Annotated in this window: 17 protein-coding genes; 2 read left to right on the forward strand and 15 right to left on the reverse strand. The window is 68.4% G+C overall.

Annotation, left to right across the window (positions count from 1 at the left end; all coding sequences use genetic code 11):
• Nucleotides 1–16 precede the first annotated feature (16 nt).
• A complete protein-coding gene (locus tag GN153_RS01005; RefSeq protein WP_159898892.1) occupies nt 17–985 on the reverse strand; it encodes an aldo/keto reductase in 969 nt (322 codons plus the stop codon).
• A 447-nt stretch (nt 986–1432) separates the two neighbouring features.
• Between GN153_RS01005 and argS the strand changes: the two genes are divergently transcribed.
• Nucleotides 1433–3214, forward strand: a complete 1782-nt coding sequence (gene argS / locus GN153_RS01010) for an arginine--tRNA ligase (protein ID WP_159898894.1) — start codon at nt 1433–1435, stop codon at nt 3212–3214.
• Nucleotides 3215–3217: 3 nt separating this feature from the next.
• Here argS and GN153_RS01015 read toward each other — a convergent pair whose 3' ends face one another.
• On the reverse strand, nt 3218–4048 hold the full coding sequence (locus GN153_RS01015; protein WP_159898896.1) for a MinD/ParA family ATP-binding protein: 831 nt from the start codon (nt 4046–4048) through the stop codon (nt 3218–3220).
• A gap of 159 nt (nt 4049–4207) precedes the next feature.
• On the opposite strand from GN153_RS01015, the gene prf1 reads away from it, so the two are divergent.
• Nucleotides 4208–5446 (forward strand): peptide chain release factor aRF-1, encoded by a 1239-nt coding sequence (gene prf1 / locus GN153_RS01020; RefSeq protein ID WP_159898898.1) that lies wholly within the window; start codon nt 4208–4210, stop codon nt 5444–5446.
• Nucleotides 5447–5473: 27 nt separating this feature from the next.
• Here the strand turns inward: prf1 and GN153_RS01025 are convergent, their stop codons facing one another.
• The 13 genes from GN153_RS01025 to ahaH all read right to left on the reverse strand — a co-directional run bounded on the left by GN153_RS01025 (nt 5474) and on the right by ahaH (nt 17725).
• Nucleotides 5474–5893 (reverse strand): DUF6276 family protein, encoded by a 420-nt coding sequence (locus GN153_RS01025; RefSeq protein WP_159898900.1) that lies wholly within the window; start codon nt 5891–5893, stop codon nt 5474–5476.
• A gap of 79 nt (nt 5894–5972) precedes the next feature.
• Nucleotides 5973–6662 (reverse strand): V-type ATP synthase subunit D, encoded by a 690-nt coding sequence (locus GN153_RS01030; RefSeq protein ID WP_159898902.1) that lies wholly within the window; start codon nt 6660–6662, stop codon nt 5973–5975.
• A 60-nt stretch (nt 6663–6722) separates the two neighbouring features.
• Nucleotides 6723–7817 carry a Brp/Blh family beta-carotene 15,15'-dioxygenase gene (locus GN153_RS01035; RefSeq protein WP_236544724.1) on the reverse strand — a complete coding sequence of 365 codons (1095 nt, stop codon included), beginning with the start codon at nt 7815–7817 and terminating at the stop codon, nt 6723–6725.
• Nucleotides 7793–8506 (reverse strand): lycopene cyclase domain-containing protein, encoded by a 714-nt coding sequence (locus tag GN153_RS01040; RefSeq protein WP_201287780.1) that lies wholly within the window; start codon nt 8504–8506, stop codon nt 7793–7795. Before GN153_RS01040 ends, GN153_RS01035 begins: the two co-directional genes overlap by 25 nt.
• A 52-nt stretch (nt 8507–8558) precedes the next feature.
• Nucleotides 8559–9365 (reverse strand): bacteriorhodopsin, encoded by an 807-nt coding sequence (locus GN153_RS01045; RefSeq protein ID WP_159898904.1) that lies wholly within the window; start codon nt 9363–9365, stop codon nt 8559–8561.
• A gap of 208 nt (nt 9366–9573) precedes the next feature.
• A complete protein-coding gene (locus GN153_RS01050; protein WP_159898906.1) occupies nt 9574–10995 on the reverse strand; it encodes a V-type ATP synthase subunit B in 1422 nt (473 codons plus the stop codon).
• A gap of 2 nt (nt 10996–10997) precedes the next feature.
• Nucleotides 10998–12758: an ATP synthase subunit A gene (locus GN153_RS01055; protein WP_159898908.1), complete on the reverse strand. Its 1761-nt coding sequence runs from the start codon at nt 12756–12758 to the stop codon at nt 10998–11000.
• Between the two features lie 2 nt (nt 12759–12760).
• Complete coding sequence (locus GN153_RS01060) at nt 12761–13084, reverse strand: V-type ATP synthase subunit F (protein ID WP_159898910.1); 324 nt, start codon at nt 13082–13084, stop codon at nt 12761–12763.
• Entirely contained in the window at nt 13081–14148 is a 1068-nt protein-coding gene (locus GN153_RS01065; RefSeq protein ID WP_159898912.1) for a V-type ATP synthase subunit C, read from the reverse strand. Before GN153_RS01065 ends, GN153_RS01060 begins: the two co-directional genes overlap by 4 nt.
• Nucleotides 14145–14723, reverse strand: coding sequence for a V-type ATP synthase subunit E (locus GN153_RS01070; RefSeq protein WP_159898914.1), 579 nt, complete (start codon nt 14721–14723; stop codon nt 14145–14147). The genes GN153_RS01065 and GN153_RS01070 overlap by 4 nt, the downstream gene beginning before the upstream one ends.
• 20 nt (nt 14724–14743) lie before the next feature.
• The gene (locus GN153_RS01075; protein ID WP_159898916.1) at nt 14744–14989 is read right to left on the reverse strand and encodes a hypothetical protein; all 246 of its coding nucleotides are present in this window, start codon (nt 14987–14989) and stop codon (nt 14744–14746) included.
• Nucleotides 14990–15132: 143 nt separating this feature from the next.
• Entirely contained in the window at nt 15133–17406 is a 2274-nt protein-coding gene (locus tag GN153_RS01080; RefSeq protein WP_159898918.1) for a V-type ATP synthase subunit I, read from the reverse strand.
• Complete coding sequence (gene ahaH, locus GN153_RS01085; RefSeq protein WP_159898920.1) at nt 17393–17725, reverse strand: ATP synthase archaeal subunit H; 333 nt, start codon at nt 17723–17725, stop codon at nt 17393–17395. Before ahaH ends, GN153_RS01080 begins: the two co-directional genes overlap by 14 nt.
• Between the last annotated feature and the right edge of the window lie 65 nt (nt 17726–17790).

Consider the following 17790-nt stretch of genomic DNA (forward strand, 5'->3'; position numbering starts at 1 on the left):
TGGCTCCCGGCGCCCGCTACTCGTGGCCCGCCACCGGCAGCGGCTCGTACGGTTCCTCGAGGTACTCTTGGTCCGAGTCCGACAGCGAGAGTTCGGTCGCCTCGACGGCCTCCTCCAAGTGCTCGATGCTCGTGACCCCGACGATGGGCGCGTCGACGGTCTCCTGCTCCAAGAGCCAGGCCAGCGCGACCTGGGCCATCGTCACGCCCATCTCCTCTGCCAACTCCTGGAGGCGCTCGTTGATCTCCTCGCCGCCGCCCTGGAGGTAGGGCATCATCTCCAGATACTGGTCGGTCTCGCCACGCGTGGTCGCCTCGACCTCCTCGTGGGGGCGGGCGGCGACCCCGCGGGCAAGCGGGCTCCACGGGATGACGCCCACGCCTTCCTGTTCACAGAGCGGCAACATCTCGCGTTCCTCCTCGCGGTAGAGGACGTTGTAGTGGTTCTGCATCGTCGCGAACCGCTCGAGGCCGAGTCGGTCGCTCGCGTGCAGCGCCTCGGCGAACTGGTAGGCCCACATCGAGGAGGTGCCGATGTACCGGACCTTCTCCCGGCGGACGGCGTCGTCGAGCGCTCCCAGCGTCTCCTCGATTGGCGTGTCGTAGTCCCAGCGGTGGGTCTGGTAGAGGTCGACGGTTTCCATCCCCAGCCGCTCCAGGGAGTCGTCCAGCTCCTGCTCGATGGCCTTCCGGGAGAGCCCGGAGGCGTTGGGGTGGTCGGCCATCTCCCCGAAGACCTTGGTGGCGACGACCTGCTCGTCGCGGTCGTACTCCGCGAGTGCGTCGCCGAGGATCGCCTCGCTCTCGCCCGTCGAGTAGACGTTGGCGGTGTCGAAGAAGTTCACCCCGAGCTCGATGGCGCGGTCGATCAGCTCCTGGCTCTGTTCGGGGTCGAGCATCCACTCCCGGCCGGTCCCGAAGCTCATGCAGCCGAGACAGACCTGGCTGACGGTCATCCCTGTGTCGCCGAGTGTCGTGTACTCCATGGGCCGAGAGGGAGCGCCGGCCACAAAACTCCCGGGGGCGCGGCGACGGTCGTGTTTGTTTCTGTAGTCGTGCTGGCAGGGATCCCGGGACCAGCAGGCAAGCCCCGAAATGTTCGACTCGGGAGACTCGCTGCGCTCCTCGTCCACCGGAAGACTCGCTTCGCTCGCCTTCCGAGCCTTCCCTCGTTGCACTCGGGAAGACCTCGCACGGTGCTGTCGCGTGGGCGGGAACGAGTTCCCGCTCGCTCCCGTTCGCTTCACTCACGGGAACGGCACGAGGCCGCGACAGCGCGCGCCACATGCTAATTTCACATGGGCGGGACTGAACCGCCATCCCGCCAAACGAAACACCACCGCAGCGACCGGTTCCTGCCGGCCGTCCGCGGCCGCTCCCCCCGACCGGCCCGACTCCGTCACCCCTATGTCCGGTGCCGGGAAACGGGGGGTATGCTCCGCGCGCTCCGTTCGGAGGTCGAGACGGCCATCGAGGAGACGCTGGCCGACCTGGGCTTCCCGACCGACGACCTCGGCATCGAGCGGCCGCCGGCCGACGTCGACGCCGTCCTCGCGACGAGCGTCGCCTACCGGCTGGCCGGCGAGGCCGGCGCCCCCCCGCCGGAGGTCGCCGCCGACATCGCCGCCGCGCTCCGCGAGCGCGACCTGGCCTACGCCGGCGCCATCGAGGCCGAGGGGGCCTACGTCAACGTCCTCCCCGGCGAGCGCTACTACGCCGACACGCTCGAGGCCGCCCAGGCAGAGGACTATGGCCGGCTGCCCGACCGCGGGGTCGACCTTGTGCTCGAACACACCTCCGCGAACCCGACCGGGCCCGTGCACGTCGGCCGGGCGCGCAACCCCATCATCGGCGACGCGCTCCGGCGGCTGCTCGATTTCGCGGGCTACGATGTCGAGACTCACTACTACGTCAACGACGCCGGCCGGCAAATCGCCGTGTTCACCTGGGCCTACGGGACCTTCGAGGAGGGCGACCTGCCGGAGCCGGAACGCGACTCGCCGGAGTACGAGATGGTCCGGTACTACCGGAAGGGCAACGAGTACCTCGAGGAGGCAGACCCCGCGGACGTCGAGGAGGCCGAAGCCGAGATCCAGGCCATCCTCCAGGGACTAGAGGCCGGCGACGAGGGAACCTACGAGCGCGTCGCCGAGGTCGTCGACACCGTCCTCGCGGGGATGCGCGGGACGCTCGACCGCCTGCCCGCCCCCTTCGACGAATTCGTCCGCGAGACCCGGTTCATGCGCGACGGCTCGACCGACGACGTGGTCGCCCGACTGAAGGACACCGACTACGCCGTGAAGGAGGAGGGCGCCTGGCAACTGGAGTTCGAGGACATCGGGAAGAACCTCGTCTTCCTGCGCGGGGACGGCACCTCGCTGTACACGACCCGCGATATCGCCCACCACGAGTGGAAACTGGAACACTTCGACGAGGCCGTCACCGTGCTGGGCGAGGACCACAAACTCCAGGCCAGGCAGCTCGAGGCCACGCTGGACCTGCTTGGCCACGACACCGACCGGATCCGGACGGTCCACTACTCATGGGTGAACCTCCCCGAGGGCGGGATGAGCACCCGCGAGGGGACGGGGATCGACCTCGACGACCTGCTCGACGAGGCCGAAGAGCGCGCCCGCGCCGAGGTCGAAGACCGGATCGACGACCGGGTCCGCAACGACGAGCTCACGGAGGCGGACGTCGACCGGATCGCCCGCCAAGTCGGGATCGGCGCCGTCCGCTACGACATCGTCGCCAAACAGCCCACGAAGGGGATCACCTTCGAGTGGGAACGGGCGCTGGATTTCGAAGCCCAGAGCGCTCCCTACGTCCAGTACGTCCACGCGCGGGCCTGCGGGATCCTCGCGGAGGCCGAGGCTGCGGGATTCCCGGCAGCGAACGGGGCGGGAGCCGCCACGGGCACCGACGAGCCGGCCGACCCCGACCTCCTCGCGGAGCCGACCGAGCGCGCCCTCTTGGAGACCATCGCCCGATTCCCCGCGGTCGTCGAGGAGAGCGCCGCGGACCTCGAACCCCACGCGGTCGCGACCTACACCCGCGACCTCGCGGAGGCGTTCAACGCCTTCTACCGGGAGTGTCCGGTGCTCGACGCCGACCCAGACCTCCGGAACGCGCGGCTGGCGCTGGTGCGGGCTGCCCGGACCGCGACGGCCAACGCCCTGTTCGTGCTCGGCGTCGAAGCCCCCGAGTCGATGTAGGAGTCAGCCGAACAGCCCGCCGAAGCGACCGCCGGAGTCCCCGTCGTCCTCTTCGTCTTCGCCGTCTGCCGCCCCGCTGTCGGCGTCAGCGTCCTCGAACCAGGAGTCGTCGAGGGCCGCGTCGACATCTGCCGGGTCGCCTCCCTCGAAGAAGACCCCGGCGAGTCGCTCGGTGAGCGCCCGGTACGCCGCGGAGACGGGGCTGTCCGGGTCCTCCGAGACTACCGGTTCCGCCCCGGCCGCGGGCTGGTCGGGGACCGCACCCAGAACCGGGACGCCCAGCCGCGACTCGATGTCGGCCAGGTCGGTGTCGGCGGCGGCCCGGAGGACGACGGCCCCGACGACCTCGCCGTCGAGGCGGTCGACGAGGTCGGCGGTCTTGACCGCGTCGGCGAGAGCCACCTCCTCGGGCGTCGTTACCAGCACGACGCCGTCGGCGAGGCCCAGCGGGACCGCCATCTCGTGACTCACCCCCGAACCCGTGTCGACGACGACGACGTCGTACGACTCCCGGAGCTGGTCGAGCACCGCTCTGAGTCCGGCAGGGTCGGCGTCGGCGAAGGCGTCGAGGCTCTGCTCGCCCGGGAGGGCGGTCAGCCCCCCGCCGGCGTCGGTCAGCGTCTCCTCGACAGTTGCCTCGCCCGCGAGCACCCGGTGGATGCCGCTGTCGTACTCGACGCCGAGCATCTCGCCGAGGTTGGCCATCCCCAGGTCGGCGTCCACGACGACGGCGTCGTGTCCGCGCGCCTCGAGTGCGGCCGCGACGTTGACTGCCGTGGTCGTCTTCCCGACGCCGCCTTTGCCTCCCGCGACCGTGCAGACGTACCCCGCCATCGTCCTGTGGTGTCACCAAGCGAGGGCGGTTATATAAAGGCGCCGTCCGACTGGCGGGGGTCGGCCCCGGCAGGGGGGCCACAGCGCCACGAGCGTGTGGACCTGCCCCGGCCGGACGTGTCCAACAGGTACTTACAGCACTCGGACCAACTGACAGTAATGAGCGAGTCGACGGCCGAGCGGAGTGACAAACAAAAATACGAGTACCGGAAGGTCATCGAGGAGCTGGATGACTACCGGGGCTCGGGCACGCAGCTCGTCACCATCTACGTGCCCCCGGACAAGCAGATAAGCGACGTGGTCGCCCACGTCACCCAGGAGCACTCCGAGGCGTCGAACATCAAGTCCAAGGACACCCGCACGAACGTTCAGGACGCACTCAAGAGCATCAAGGACCGCCTGAAGTACTACCAGAACCCCCCGGAGAACGGGATGGTTCTCTTTTCGGGGGCGGTCGACACCGGCGGCGGTCGGACGGACATGGTCACCAAGGTGCTGGAGGACCCCCCCGAGCCGATCCAGTCGTTCCGGTATCACTGTGACTCGGAGTTTCTGACCGAGCCGCTGGCGGAGATGCTCGGCGACAAGGGCCTGTTCGGGCTCATCGTCCTCGACCGCCGGGAGGCAAACGTCGGCTGGCTCCGCGGAAAGCGCGTCGAGCCCGTCAAGTCGACGACGTCGCTGGTGCCGGGCAAACAGAAGAAAGGGGGGCAGTCACAGGCCCGCTTCGAGCGGCTCCGGCTGGAGGCCATCGACAACCACTACCAGGAGGTCGCGGAGATGGCCAACGAACTGTTCGTCCCCAAGCGCCACGAGATCGACGGCATCCTCGTCGGCGGCCCTTCCCCCACCAAAGACGAGTTCCTCAGCGAGGGGTATCTCCACCACGAGATCCAGGACAACGTCATCGGGAAGTTCGACGTCGCCTACACCGACGAGTCCGGGCTCTACGACCTCGTCGACGCCGCCGGCGAGGTGCTCGCCGAGCGGGAAGTGCTCCAGGACAAGCAGTTCATGGAGCGGTTCTTCAAGGAACTGCACGACGGCGACCTCGCGACCTACGGCTTCGGCCCGACCCGCGAGAACCTCATGATGGGCGCGGTCGAGACTCTGCTCATCAGCGAGGACCTGCGCAAGGAGGTACTCACCCACGAGTGCCCCAACGGGCACACCGAACACGAACTGGTCGACCCCGGGAAGGGCGGGGACCACGAGTGCTCGCGGTGTGGCGAGCCCACCGAGACCGAACGCGAGGACGCCATCGACCACCTGATGGAGCTGGCCGAGCAGCGCGGGACGGAGACGCAGTTCATCTCCACCGACTTCGAGAAGGGCGAGCAACTGCTCGCGGCCTTCGGCGGAGTCGCCGGGCTGTTGCGATATTCGACGGGCGTCTAACGTCGCTGCCGGCCGCCTGTGGTGAGCTCAGAGTAACTGTTCGAGCTGTTTCCGTCGGCCCGCCAGGTCGACCTCCGTCTCGATCTCCTCGTCTGCGGCGAGTCGGTCCAACACGAGCAGCGGGTCCGTCCCCGCGCGCTCGACCGCGCCGAGCAGGTCGGCGATCTCCGCGCGGTACAGCGCGAGATTCTCCAGGAGCCCGACCAGCAGCGCGAGCGGCACGGCCGCCGCCGGGTCGGCCGGGAAGGCGTCGCTCACGCGCTGGAAATCCGGGGAGTCCGCGGGCGGGTCCGCGACCGGGTGGAGGGCGAGACAGCGCGTACACAGCGCGACGCCTGTCCCCGCACCGTCTCCGCCGCTCTCGCCGCGACCCCCGCCGGGCAGGGCGTCGGCGTACTCGCCGGCCTCGAAGGCAACCGTCGGGCTCCCGCAGTCCGGGCAGTCCATGGTCGCCGTCAGGACGGGGAGACAAAAACAGGTGTCGACAGGAAGGACAGGCGAGGGGTGCGGTCGGGCGTGAGAGCGGTCAGTCGTCGGCTGTGACCTGCTCGCGTTCCCGCTCGGCCTCGGCGGCGGCCTCCTCCTTTTCCTCTTCTTCCTTCTTTGCCTTGATCTTCTTCATCCGGAAGATCTCCTCGCGCTCCTGCTCTTCGAGCTTCTGCTCGATGTACTCCTGGTTCTCCCGGAGTTCGGGCAGCAGCTTGAATTCGAGGGCGTTGACCCGCCGCTTCGTGGTCTCGATCTCCTCGAGCATCTTCTTCATCGCCGTCTCGACCTCGGCGGCGAGGATGATCTGCTCGAGCAGCTCCTCGTAGGCCTCGGCGGCCTCGTCGATGCGTGCGCTGGTCCCCATCACGCCGTAGCCGCGCTCGTCCAGCGTCTTGCGGACCTTCGATGACTCGATCTCGGGCACGACCACGCCCATGATGTTCTTGGACTGGGTGGTCAGTTCGGGGTGTTCCTTCAGCGCGGCCGCCGCCCCCCGGACCGCGACGTCGCCGTCCATCGCCCGCGCCATGTCGATGGCGTGCTGGGCGTCCTCGTAGGTCGCCTCCAGGTCCGACCGGACGTCCTGGGCCTGGTCGAGGATGTCCATGAACTCCATGATGAGCCCGTCACGCTTCTTCTCGAGCGTGTCGTGGCCCCGCTCGGAGAGTTCGATGCGCTCCTCGATGGCCATCAGGTTCTTCCGGGTCGGCTTGACGTCGTTACTCATTGTCGGGACATGTACGGGCGGCGGTTAACCGTTTTCGGTCCCTGGCAGGGCAGGCCCTTCTCAGCCGCGTGCGGGCGACCAGAGGCCCTGAGCGCGGTCCATCCAGAGCACGACCAGCACGTGGGGCAGCGTGAGGATGGCGATGAAGACCAGATACAGCCCCGTCGCCTCCCGCAGCGTGGGCTCGACGGGCACCGCGAGCCACAGCCCCGCGAACAGCACCAGCGCGAGCGCGGTCAGCGGCAGCGCCTCCTTCAGAAAGCGGGCGAGCGCACTCCACACGTCCCCGGCACGGAGGCTGTCGGCGGCCCGCCGGTCGACACCCACGGCACGGGCGATGTGCCGGACGGCGTGCCACAGACAGAAGTAGACCCCGATGGCGAACACCGGCGGGACGGTCAGGAAGTAGACCCACAGGAGGACGGTCTCGCCGGCGTCGACGAGCCACGGCCGGCCGCCGCCCGGGCCGTTGTCGCCGCCACCGGGGGGGCCGACGGCGAGCAAGTACCCGCGGGCGAGGACGGCGGCAGTCAGGAGGCCGAAGCCGAGCCCGAGCGCCAGCCGCGTCTCCCCGGCGAACAGCCACGCCAGGTCGGCGGCGGTCCCGCCGAAGGGGGTGACGAAGGAGTCGACGACCGCGCGGTAGACCTCCGGAAAGCCAAGGAGCGGGACGAGCATCGGCAGGCCGCCACGGACGAGGGCCGTCGCCAATCGGCCCGGGCGGTCGAGGTGGTCGGCCCCGAGCAGCCCGACGAGGGGGTACAGCTCCCCTTGGCCCCAGTGGAACCACGTCACGAGGATGAACAGGACGGCGGCGGGGACGGGGGCGAGAAACCACAGCAGCGTGTAGGCAGCCCCGGCGACCGCGTACAGAAGCGAGACGGCAGCGACCAGACCGAGGGTCACCTCGCCGGCGACCGCCCGCGGCAGGGCGACGTAGTCGATGGCGCCGTGCGGGAGGCCGAAGGCGACAACGCTCGCGAGAAGCGGGGCGTATCGCCAGGTCTCCGGAACCCGCACGCCCGCGGCGCCCGCGAGCGCGAGCGCCCCGAGCACGAGCCAGGGGCCGTAGAAGACCGGCCACCGAAGCGACGCCCGCGCCCGCCCGTCGGCGACCACGTGGTCGGCGGCTACCGCCACCGTCTCACCACCCACGGGAGCAGGACCAGCCCCTGGACCACGAAGAGGTTCGTCGTCAGGAAGAAGGTCATCTCCTCGACCGGGAGCCCCGGCAGGCCCAGTCCGGTCGTGTACCGGTCGGAGATCAGCCAGACTCCCTCGCGGAGCGCGACCCAGTCGGCGACCCACAGGTACAGCGTCGGGACGCCGACCGCGAGCGCGACGTGCCGGCGGACGGCGACCAGATAGCGCCAGCCGACCGCCCACTGCAGCGCCAGTACCGGCCCGCCCCACGCCAGGATCGCACCCAGGTAGAAGGTCGCGTCCGTCGTGAGCAGCGCCGCGCCGACCGCGGTCACCACCCCGCCGGCGGCCAGTCCGACCAGCCAGTCACGGCGGCTCATCCCGACCTCGACGGCCGGGGCGCGGAGGTGAAACAGCCAGAACGCCGCCACGACCGGCTGGAGGAGGATGAACAGATACTCGCCGATGGGAGCCAGCCATATCCGACCGGCGACCCGCCCCTCGCCGTAGGCCCAGACGCCCTGCGCGATGAGGTAGTTGTCCCAGGGGGTCGTGTACAGAACTGCCAGGGCCACGATGACGGCCAGCCCGCCCAGCTGCAGCCGCCAGTGGTCGACTCTGCGGGCGAGCAACGAGAGCGACAGCACGGACAGCACCGGGAGGAGAAAGAGGAGGTGAAACTCCAGGTAGGTGAGGTCCATCAGCTACTCGTCAGTCGGGCGCTCGCATCAAAAAAGACGCGGTAATCCGGCGTCAGTCGGCGGCCTCGGCCGCGGCTGCGGAGCCGGCCTGGTCCAGCGCCTCGCGGCTGGACAGCAGGATGATACCGAAGCCGATCTTCGCTGTCACGTCGAGCACCATGAACCCGGCCGTCTCGATGCCGAGTCCGACGGCGCCGATGCCCTCGGTGCCGATCAGCCACCAGACCGGGTAGACCAGCCAGAGGACGACGACCACGTTCCGCAGGGTGGTGAACGTCGACCGCGCCTGGCCGCCCAGCCGCTGGGCCTTCTGGGTCAGCGTGCCGAAGAGCATGTACAACAACACCAGCAGGAACGCAGTGCTGATGCCCCACCAGATGAGCCGGTAGGCGCCCGTCTCAAGCCCGAGCAGGTTGAGCTCCCCGGCGGCGAAGATGATGTTGTCGTGGGTCAGCGTTGCCAGCGCGCCGGTACCGATCATCGCGGCGTCGAGACCGACCAGCGCGGCCAGCTCGTTGCGGGTCGCCCCGGCCAGCAGGCCGAGGTCGAGCAACAGCAGCGGCGTGGTGAAGAACCAGTCGGTGTACCGCGCCCAGTAGATGGGCGTGGCCTCACCGCCGACTTCCAGCACCGCCACGCCGAAGCCGAGCAGCATTGCCAGGTAGTTCACGAACGCGATGGCCGCGATGAAGATCGTGATGATGTAGAACTCCTGGCGCTTCTCGTCGGTCTCGCCCCAGCCCGAGGCGATGAAGTACAGCATCCCCAGGAACATCAGGGCGGTACCCGCCGCCAGCGAGAGGTTCGTTAGCGAACTGACACTGACGTCGCCTGCCTGTAGTAGTACTGATCCTGCCATGGTCCATCTGTCTCTTGGGGAAGCGCTATATTAATACGCATGCCAAATATTTTGGGCACGCCCGGGATACACCCCGGAATCGCCCCAGTCCGGACTGGCGACCGGGTTCGGGTCCGGCGGGTCTAGAACGTGACAGATACGGAGAACGTACGTGACAGCGGACAGCGAGTGACAGCGAACGGAAACGGCGTGCCGGTGTATGGCGACGTTACGCTTCGGCTTCGACCTCGGCGCGCTCGTCCTCGCGGTAGTAGGTCTCGATGAACTCCTCGTCGACCCGGTTCAGTTCCTCCGGCGGGAGCATCGACAGCAGGTCCCAGCCGATCGACAGCGTCTCCTCGATGGTCCGGTTGGTGTCGAAGCCCTGCTGGATGAACTCCTCCTCGAAGCGGTCCGCGAAGTCCAGATAGCGGTTGTCCCGCTCGGAGAGGGCCTCGCGGCCGACGATGTTCACCAGGTCGCGCAGGTCGTTACCTTCCGCGTAGGCGGCGTAGAGCTGGTCGGCGACGTCCCCGTGGTCCTCCCGGGTGAAGCCCTCGCCGATGCCGTCGTCCATCAGCCGCGACAGCGAGGGGAGCACGTCCACCGGCGGCTCGACCCCCTGGCTGTTGAGGTCGCCGTCGACGATGATCTGCCCCTCCGTGATGTAGCCCGTCAGGTCCGGGATCGGGTGGGTGATGTCCTCGCTGGGCATCGTCAGGATGGGCAGCTGGGTGATCGAGCCCTCCTGGCCCTTGATCCGGCCGGCCCGCTCGTAGAGGCTCGCGAGGTCGGTGTACATGTAGCCGGGGTAGCCACGCCGGCCGGGCACCTCCTCGCGGGCGGCCCCGATCTCCCGCAGGGCCTCGCAGTAGTTGGTCATGTCCGTCATGATCGTCAGCACGTGGTAGCCGTGCTCGAAGGCCAGATACTCCGAGGTCGTCAGCGCCAGCCGCGGCGTGACGATCCGCTCGACCGCGGGGTCGTCGGCCAGGTTCATGAAGACGACCGACCGCTCCAGCGCGCCCGTGCGCTCGAAGTCGTCCATGAACTCGTTTGCCTCCTCCTGGGTGATCCCCATGGCGGCGAAGATGACCGCGAACTCCGTGCCCTCGTCGTCGCCCTCGCCGCTCTCTTCCTCGGGGACGGTCGCCTGCCGGGCGACCTGCAGCGCCAGCTCGTTGTGGGGCAGCCCCGACGCCGAGAACAGCGGGAGCTTCTGGCCGCGGATGAGGGTGTTCATCCCGTCGACCGCCGACACGCCCGTCTGGATGAACTCCTGGGGGTACTCCCGGGCGTAGGGGTTGATCGCCGACCCGACGATCGGCCGCTGCTCCTCGGGCTCGATCGGCGGGCCGCCGTCGATCGGGTCGCCCGCCCCGCTGAGAACCCGCCCGAGCAGGTCCTCGGTCAGGTCCATCTGCAGGGTCTCGCCCAGGAAACGGACCGAGGAGTCCTTGTCGATCCCCGAGGTCCCCTCGAACACCTGGATGGCGACGGCGCTACTCGAGGTCTCGAGGATCTGGCCGCGTCGGATGCTGCCGTCTGGGGTCTCGATCTCGACGATCTCGTCGTAGCCGATCGGCTCGTCGACCTCGGCGAACACCAGTGGTCCGCTGATCTCCGTGATTGTCTTGTATTCCTTTTGCATCGTTAGTACAGCTCCCGGGCCTGTTCGGTGATCTCCGCTTCCAGTTCCTCGATGTAGGCCTCCCACTCGTCCTGGACGGCGATCCGGTTGAGCCGTGGGAGCGCCTCGATCGAGGTGATCTCCTCGACGGGGACGCCGGCGTCGAGCGCGTCGAAGGCCTCGTCGTTGAACGTCTTGATCGCCGAGACGATCCCGTAGGTCTTGGCCGGTTCGCAGTAGGTGTCCACGTCGTGGAAGGCGTCCTGCTGGAGCCAGGCCTCCCGCAGGTAGCGGGCGACCTCCAGGGTCAGCTGCTGGTCCTCCGGCAGGGCGTCCTTGCCGACCAGCTGGACGATCTCCTGGAGCTCGTCCTCCTCGTCGAGGGTGTCGATCGCCCACTGCCGGGTGGCCGACCAGTCCTCGTCGACGTTCTCCTCGAACCACGGGTCGAGCTGGTCCCGGTACAGCGAGTAGGACTCGTTCCAGTTGATCGCCGGGAAGTGCCGGCGCTCGGCGAGGTCGGCGTCCAGCGCCCAGAAGGTCTTGACGATCCGCAGGGTGTTCTGGGTCACCGGCTCCGAGAAGTCACCGCCCGGCGGCGAGACGGCGCCGATGACCGACACCGACCCCTCGGTGCCGTTGGTGTTCCGGAAGTAGCCCGACCGCTCGTAGAACTCCGAGAGCCGCGCGGCCAGGTAGGCGGGGTACCCCTCCTCGCCGGGCATCTCCTCCAGCCGGGCGGAGATCTCCCGCATGGCCTCGGCCCACCGCGAGGTGGAGTCGGCCATCAGCGCCACGTCGTAGCCCATGTCGCGGAAGTACTCCGCGATGGTGATCCCCGTGTACACGCAGGATTCGCGGGCCGCGACGGGCATGTTCGAGGTGTTGGCGATGAGGCAGGTCCGGTCCATCAGCGCGTTGCCGGTGGTCGGGTCCTCCAGCTCGGGGAAGTCGTCGATGACCTCGGTCATCTCGTTGCCCCGCTCGCCACAGCCGACGTAGATGACGATGTCGGCGTCGGCCCACTTGGCGAGCTGTTGCTGGGTGACGGTCTTGCCCGACCCGAAGGGACCGGGGATGGCCGCCGCCCCGCCTTTCGCCAGCGGGAACAGCCCGTCGAGGATGCGCTGGCCGGAGACCAGCGGCGTGGTCGGCGTCTGCTTCTCCGCCGCCGGCCGGGCCTCCCGGACCGGCCACTCCTGGCGCATCGCGATCTCCTCGCCGGTGTCGAGTTCGACGACCGTCTCCTCGACGGTGAACTCGCCGGACTCGACGCCGACCACCTCGCCGCCCTCGGAGTCGGGCGGAACCATCACCTTGTGGTCGATACTGGGCGTCTCGGGGACGGTGCCGACGATGTCGCCGGCCTCGACCTCGTCGCCTTCCTCGACTTCCGGGGTGAACTCCCAGGTCTCCTCCAGGTCGATGCCCGGGGCGTCGACCCCGCGGTCGAGGAACGCGGAGTTCATCTGTTCCTCCAGCACGTCCAGCGGGCGCTGGACGCCGTCGTAGATGGTGTCCAGCATGCCCGGTCCGAGGTCGACCGACAGGGGAGCGCCGGTCGACTCGACGGGCTGGCCCGGCGAGATGCCGGAGGTCTCCTCGTAGACCTGGATGGTCGTCTCGTTACCCTCGATCTCGATCACTTCGCCCATCAGCCCCTCGTTGCCGACGTACACCACGTCGTTCATCCGCGCGTCGAGGTCCGTCGCCGTCACGACGGGGCCGGATACGCTCTCGATGACACCGTCCTCGCGGACGTCTGTGTCTGTTGCTTGACTCATAGTTATTGGTCGTCCATCAGGTCGATACCGATGGCTCGTTTGATCTGCTCGCGCAGGCCGCTGCTTCCCGCCTCCCCGCCGAGCGTCACCAGCACCGGGTCGACGCTCGTCTGGACCTCCTCCCGGACGCCCCGGGAGAGGTGCTCCAGGTCCTCGTCGTGCATCACGACGATCCCGACCTCGTCGTCGGTTAACAGCCCGTCGACGGCACCGTCGAGTGCCTCGTCTTTGTCCTCGTCGGGGACCTCTTCGAACTTCCTGACGCCGGCCAGCCGGAATCCAGTAGTGAACTCCGGGCTGCCGACGACGGCGATCTCCTGGCTCATAGCATCACCAGTTCCTCCTGGATCTCCTCCGGGGAGAGGCCCGCCTCGCGGCCGCGGGCCACCGCCCGGATGTTGTCGACCTCCCGCTCCTTGGCGAGGACGTAGGCCAGCACCGGACAGACCGACAGCGGGTACCGGCTCGACAGCTGTTCGGAGTACTCGAGCAGCGCCCTGTCGAGCGCGTGCTCGAACTCGATGATGCTGTCCGCCTCCTCGAGGACGTCGAGCGCCTCCTGGAGGTCGTCGCCGTAGCTGCTCTCGCGGACGAACGTCACGAGCTGCTGGGTGTTCTCGGCAACCTGGCGGACCTCGCTTTCGTCGAACAGCTGTCCGCCCTCGATGTAGTACTCCGTCGGGTCGATGTCCGCGCCGCTGCGGGCGATCCGGAGGACGTTCATCAGGTTCCGGAAGTCGATCTCCGCCCGCAGGAACTCGATGTAGAGCCCGACCGGGGAGTCGCCCTCGGGAGCGTCGGGCAGGCCGGCGAGTAGCGTCTCGTAGAAGGCGCGGTCGACGGCGTTCTCCAGCGGCACCAGCAGCCCGGTGTCCTCGTAGTCCGCCAGCGCCGTCTCCAGCCCGTCGCCGAAGACGGTCCGGTCCAGCGCCTCCACGGCCTCCTCGACCGACTCTGCGGCCAGCAGCGCCTGGAGGTCGTCGGCGGAGAGTTCGCCGGCACGGATGAGGTCGTCCTCGACCTCTTCGGGGTCGGCCCCGGAGTAGAGCCCGCGCAGCACCGTCTTGACGTTCCAGGCGTCGAACTTCCGGAGGTACCTGGCGACGTAGTCGTACAGGGCGCCCTCCGACCAGCGCAACAGGTCCTCGAAGTGTTTCGCGAGGTTCCGGTTGAGCGCGTACTCGATGAGGTCCACGCCGGCGTACCGCGAACCCAGCGCGTTCATCTCAGCCTCGTACTCGCTGTCCTCCATGAACCGGGCGATCTCGCCGGTCCCCATCCGCACCAGCTTCCGGTAGTCGTCGTCGTCGAAAAGCGCCGCCCGGCGCGACCGGACGCGGGAGGTCACGTACTCGTAGTTGCCGCCGGTACGCTGCTGTTCGGTGCTCATTGCTCGAACAGACGGTCGCTGACCGCTTTGAGGTTGTCCTCCCAGACCTCATCGAGCACGGAGTCGAAGGTGTTCTTGACGCGGACCCGCGACCCCGCGCTCTCGGCGACGACCCCGCCGAGGCAGTCGAACTCGCCGGCGTACTCGTAGCCGTCGTAGTCCTCCAGTATCGACTCGAGGAGTTCCTGGTCGTCGGCCCGGCCGTACACCTCGACGGTGTCGTCGTCGTCGAACTCCGCGGCGGCGTCCTCGAGCAGCGCCCGGGTCAGCTCCTCGCGACCGTCCTCCAGGCCGGCGATGGCCTGCTCGACCTCGTCGCGGACGTCCTGGAGGACCTCCCGGCGGGCCTCGAGGCGAGCCTGCTTTGCCTCCAGCTTCGCGCTGGAGAGTTTCTGTTCGCGTTCCTGCTCGACCTGTCGCGTGGCCTCGCGTTCGCGCTCCTCGCGGATGCGCTCGGCCTCCGCTTCGGCCTCGGCGACGACCTCGTCGGCTCGCTCCTCGGCCTCCGCGCGGATCTCCTCGGCCTGCGCGCGCGCTTCGTCTCGGATGTCCTCTACGACTGTATCGAGGCTCATGAGTGGTTCAGAAGACGGCGTTACAGTGTGAGGAACACGACGACCAGCGCGAGGATGACCAGCGTCTCCGGCAGGACCGTGAAGATGAGCGCACGGCCGAACATGTCGTCGTCCTCGGCGACCGCACCGACGGCCGCCGCGCCGATGCCCCGCTCGGCGAACCCGGCGCCAAGCGCCGCGAGCCCGACCGCGAGGGCAGCACCGGTTGTCGGACCGAACGGGACCTGAAGTACGACTGTCGCAAGCGCGAGTGCTGTCTCGATCATGGTTGTGTCTTAGGCAGTTATAGCGTCCCCCACCACATGCTTAAAACTTCTCAAACGGCCCGGAGGCCGGCCTCTCCCGGAGGTACGCGCCAGCGGTCGCTCCGGGAACCGGGGCGGGAGAGCGGCTGGCCGCGAGGACGCGGTCAGTCGGCCGTATGCTCGCGGTCGTGGCCGAATGGGAGGTAGGCCTTGCCGCCACCCTCGTAGAACTTCCCGAAGAACTCGACGTACTCGAGGCGGATCCCCTGGAGCCCGGCGGACGTGATGCCGAGCACGAGCACCAGCAGGTGACCGAGCACGAGCACGACGAGCCCGGCGAGCGCGCCGACCAGCAGCATGACCGCGCCCTCGCCGTTGACCAGCCCAGAGAAGACGATGGCTTCGGGGTCGGCGACCTCGTCCATGAAGAAGATGAAGTGGAACTCGCCCTCGGAGAGGGTCGCGCCGAAGACCAGCAGGTTCACCGCGAGCGCCATCCCCGCCTTCGCCAGCAGCACGGCCGCGATCCGTGTGTAGGAGACGACGTGACCGAAGGTCTCGGTGATCGACTCGATGATCCCGATGGCACCCTCGGCGACGGCGACCATGACGAGCCCGACGATGAGCAGGAGGAGCGTCGGGTCCATGACCAGCCCCAGCCCGGGGATCGTGAACAGCTCGATGAAGGGGAAGCCGGTGAACCCGAGCGGGACCGCGACGTTCTCGATGGCCGCGCCGGTGACGGGGTTGGTCGCACCCTCGGTGGCGAACACCTCCCACATGAAGTTGGGCTTGGCGTTAGTCGCCGTCCGGGTGAACACCCATCCCCACAGGCCGACGGTCGCGATGATCCAGGAGAAGCTCTCCAGGAACGCCTCGCCGACCCCGTGTTCGAGGTTGTTCACGAAGTCGAAGAGACGGCCGACGACGATGTGGGCGACGCCGGCGATGCCGCTGAGCAGCAGCCACGCGTAGGCGTAGTAGACGTAGTGGGGCTGTAGCCCCTTGTGGATTGGCGGGGCGCCGCTGGGGTACAGCTGGTACAGCGGCAGGCCGAACAGCTCGCCGTACAGGAACCCGAACAGGGTGGTGAAGCCGCCGGCCCAGGCAGCGATACCGCCCAGACTCTTCACCACGTCGCTGTCGAACGAACGCATGAGCCAGAACCCGAGTCCCGTGTAGAGCAGCCCGTAGCCGACGTCGCCGATCATGAACCCGAAAAACAGCGGGAAGGTCAGAAAGAGGATGACCGTCGGGTCCAGCTCGGAGTACTTCGGGCGGTTGATGATCTCGACCAGTGACTCGAAGGGCTTGACTCCGCCGGGATTGTTCTGTACGACCGGCGGGTCGCTTGCGCCCATCGTGACGGTGCCGCCGTCCGCGGCGGCCTCCCGGTCGTCCGCGCTCCCGGCGTCACCACCGTCGGTCGCGACGTCGCCGCCGTCGGCGGCGGCCGTCGGTTCCGGCGAGCCCGCGCCGCCGGCCGGCTCGCGGTCGGTGACGTGGCCGTCGTCGTCGTACTCCGCCTGCTCGAGTTCGGAGATCTCGACGTGCTCGCCGACCGCCTCGTGGAGCGTCGCGACGAACTCGTCGTACTCCGCGGTCGGGATCCACCCTTCCGCGACGAAGGCGTTCTCCGTCGTCGCGAAGGAAAGCGGCGCCTCGCGGCGCTGGACCTCGATCGTCAGTTCCTCCTCGGCCGCAAGCAGGAACGCGCCGACCTCCTCGGCGGTCTCGTCGAGCTCCCCCTCGACGGCCTCGAGGTCGGCCTCGAGGTCGGCCTTGCGCTGCTGGAGGGTCTCGAGGTGTTCCTCCGGGCTCCCCTCGCCGTCGGGGACCTCGAGTTCGGTGAACGTCGCCTCGACCAGCGTGCTCTGCAGCGTCGCCTCGTCGGTGTACGCGAACACGCCGACGACCTCCTCGCCGGCGAAGACCTCGTAGGCGTCGACGTCGGAGCCTGCCAGGGCGGCCTCGACTGATTCGGGGTCGGCCTGGCCGACGCTGACCGCGAGGCTGTCGTAGCCCGACAGGAGGTCGATGTCGATACCGAGGTCGACGAACGGTTCCATGGCGTCGACCTGCTCTTCGACGCCCCGGAGCTCGTCGCGGAGCTCGTCGCGGCGGTCGTCGAGTTCGTTGACCTCCTGGCGGACCTCCTCGAGTTCCCTCTCGAGGCCCTCCTCCGTGACGACCTGGTTTGCCGCCTCGACGTCGTCCTCGTCGACGTCGAGGATGGTCTTCAGCGACCGGACCGTGACGAGCTTCTCTGCGGCCTCGTCGGCGCCCTCGACCGGGTCGCCGGGCGCGAAGCCCTCCCAGGAACCGTCGTACTCGGTGAGGTGCAGGAGGTGCAGGTCGTGGACGGTCCCGATGACCTCGTCCATGACGGGTTTGGAGCCGGTCACCGAGACCCGGCTCATCCGCTCAGGTCTGAGCATGCACCGCCTCCTCGAACAGGTCGACGACGTGCTCGACCACCTCGTCCGTGCGCTCCTGTGCGGCCGCGGTCAGTTGCTCGCGCTCCTCGCGACCCTCCTCGAGGATGCGCTCGCGCTCGGTCTCGACTTCCTCGCGGGCCTCCGCGACCCGCTCCTCCGCGGCCGACTGGGCCTCCTCGCGGGCCGTCTGGCGTATCTCGTCGGCCTCGGCACGGGCCTCTTCGACGCGCTCGTCGGCCTCCTCGCGGGCCTGTTCGACGATCTCGTCGGCCTCCCGCTCCGCCTCTTTGATGCGCTCGAGAACCTGTGTCTGTGGCATTCCTCAATCACCCGAATGTACTGGGAGTCCCTATTTGGTAGTTGCGAAAGTGTGCGAGCGGAAAG

Source organism: Salinirussus salinus, from assembly GCF_009831455.1.
Taxonomy (GTDB): domain Archaea; phylum Halobacteriota; class Halobacteria; order Halobacteriales; family Haloarculaceae; genus Salinirussus; species Salinirussus salinus.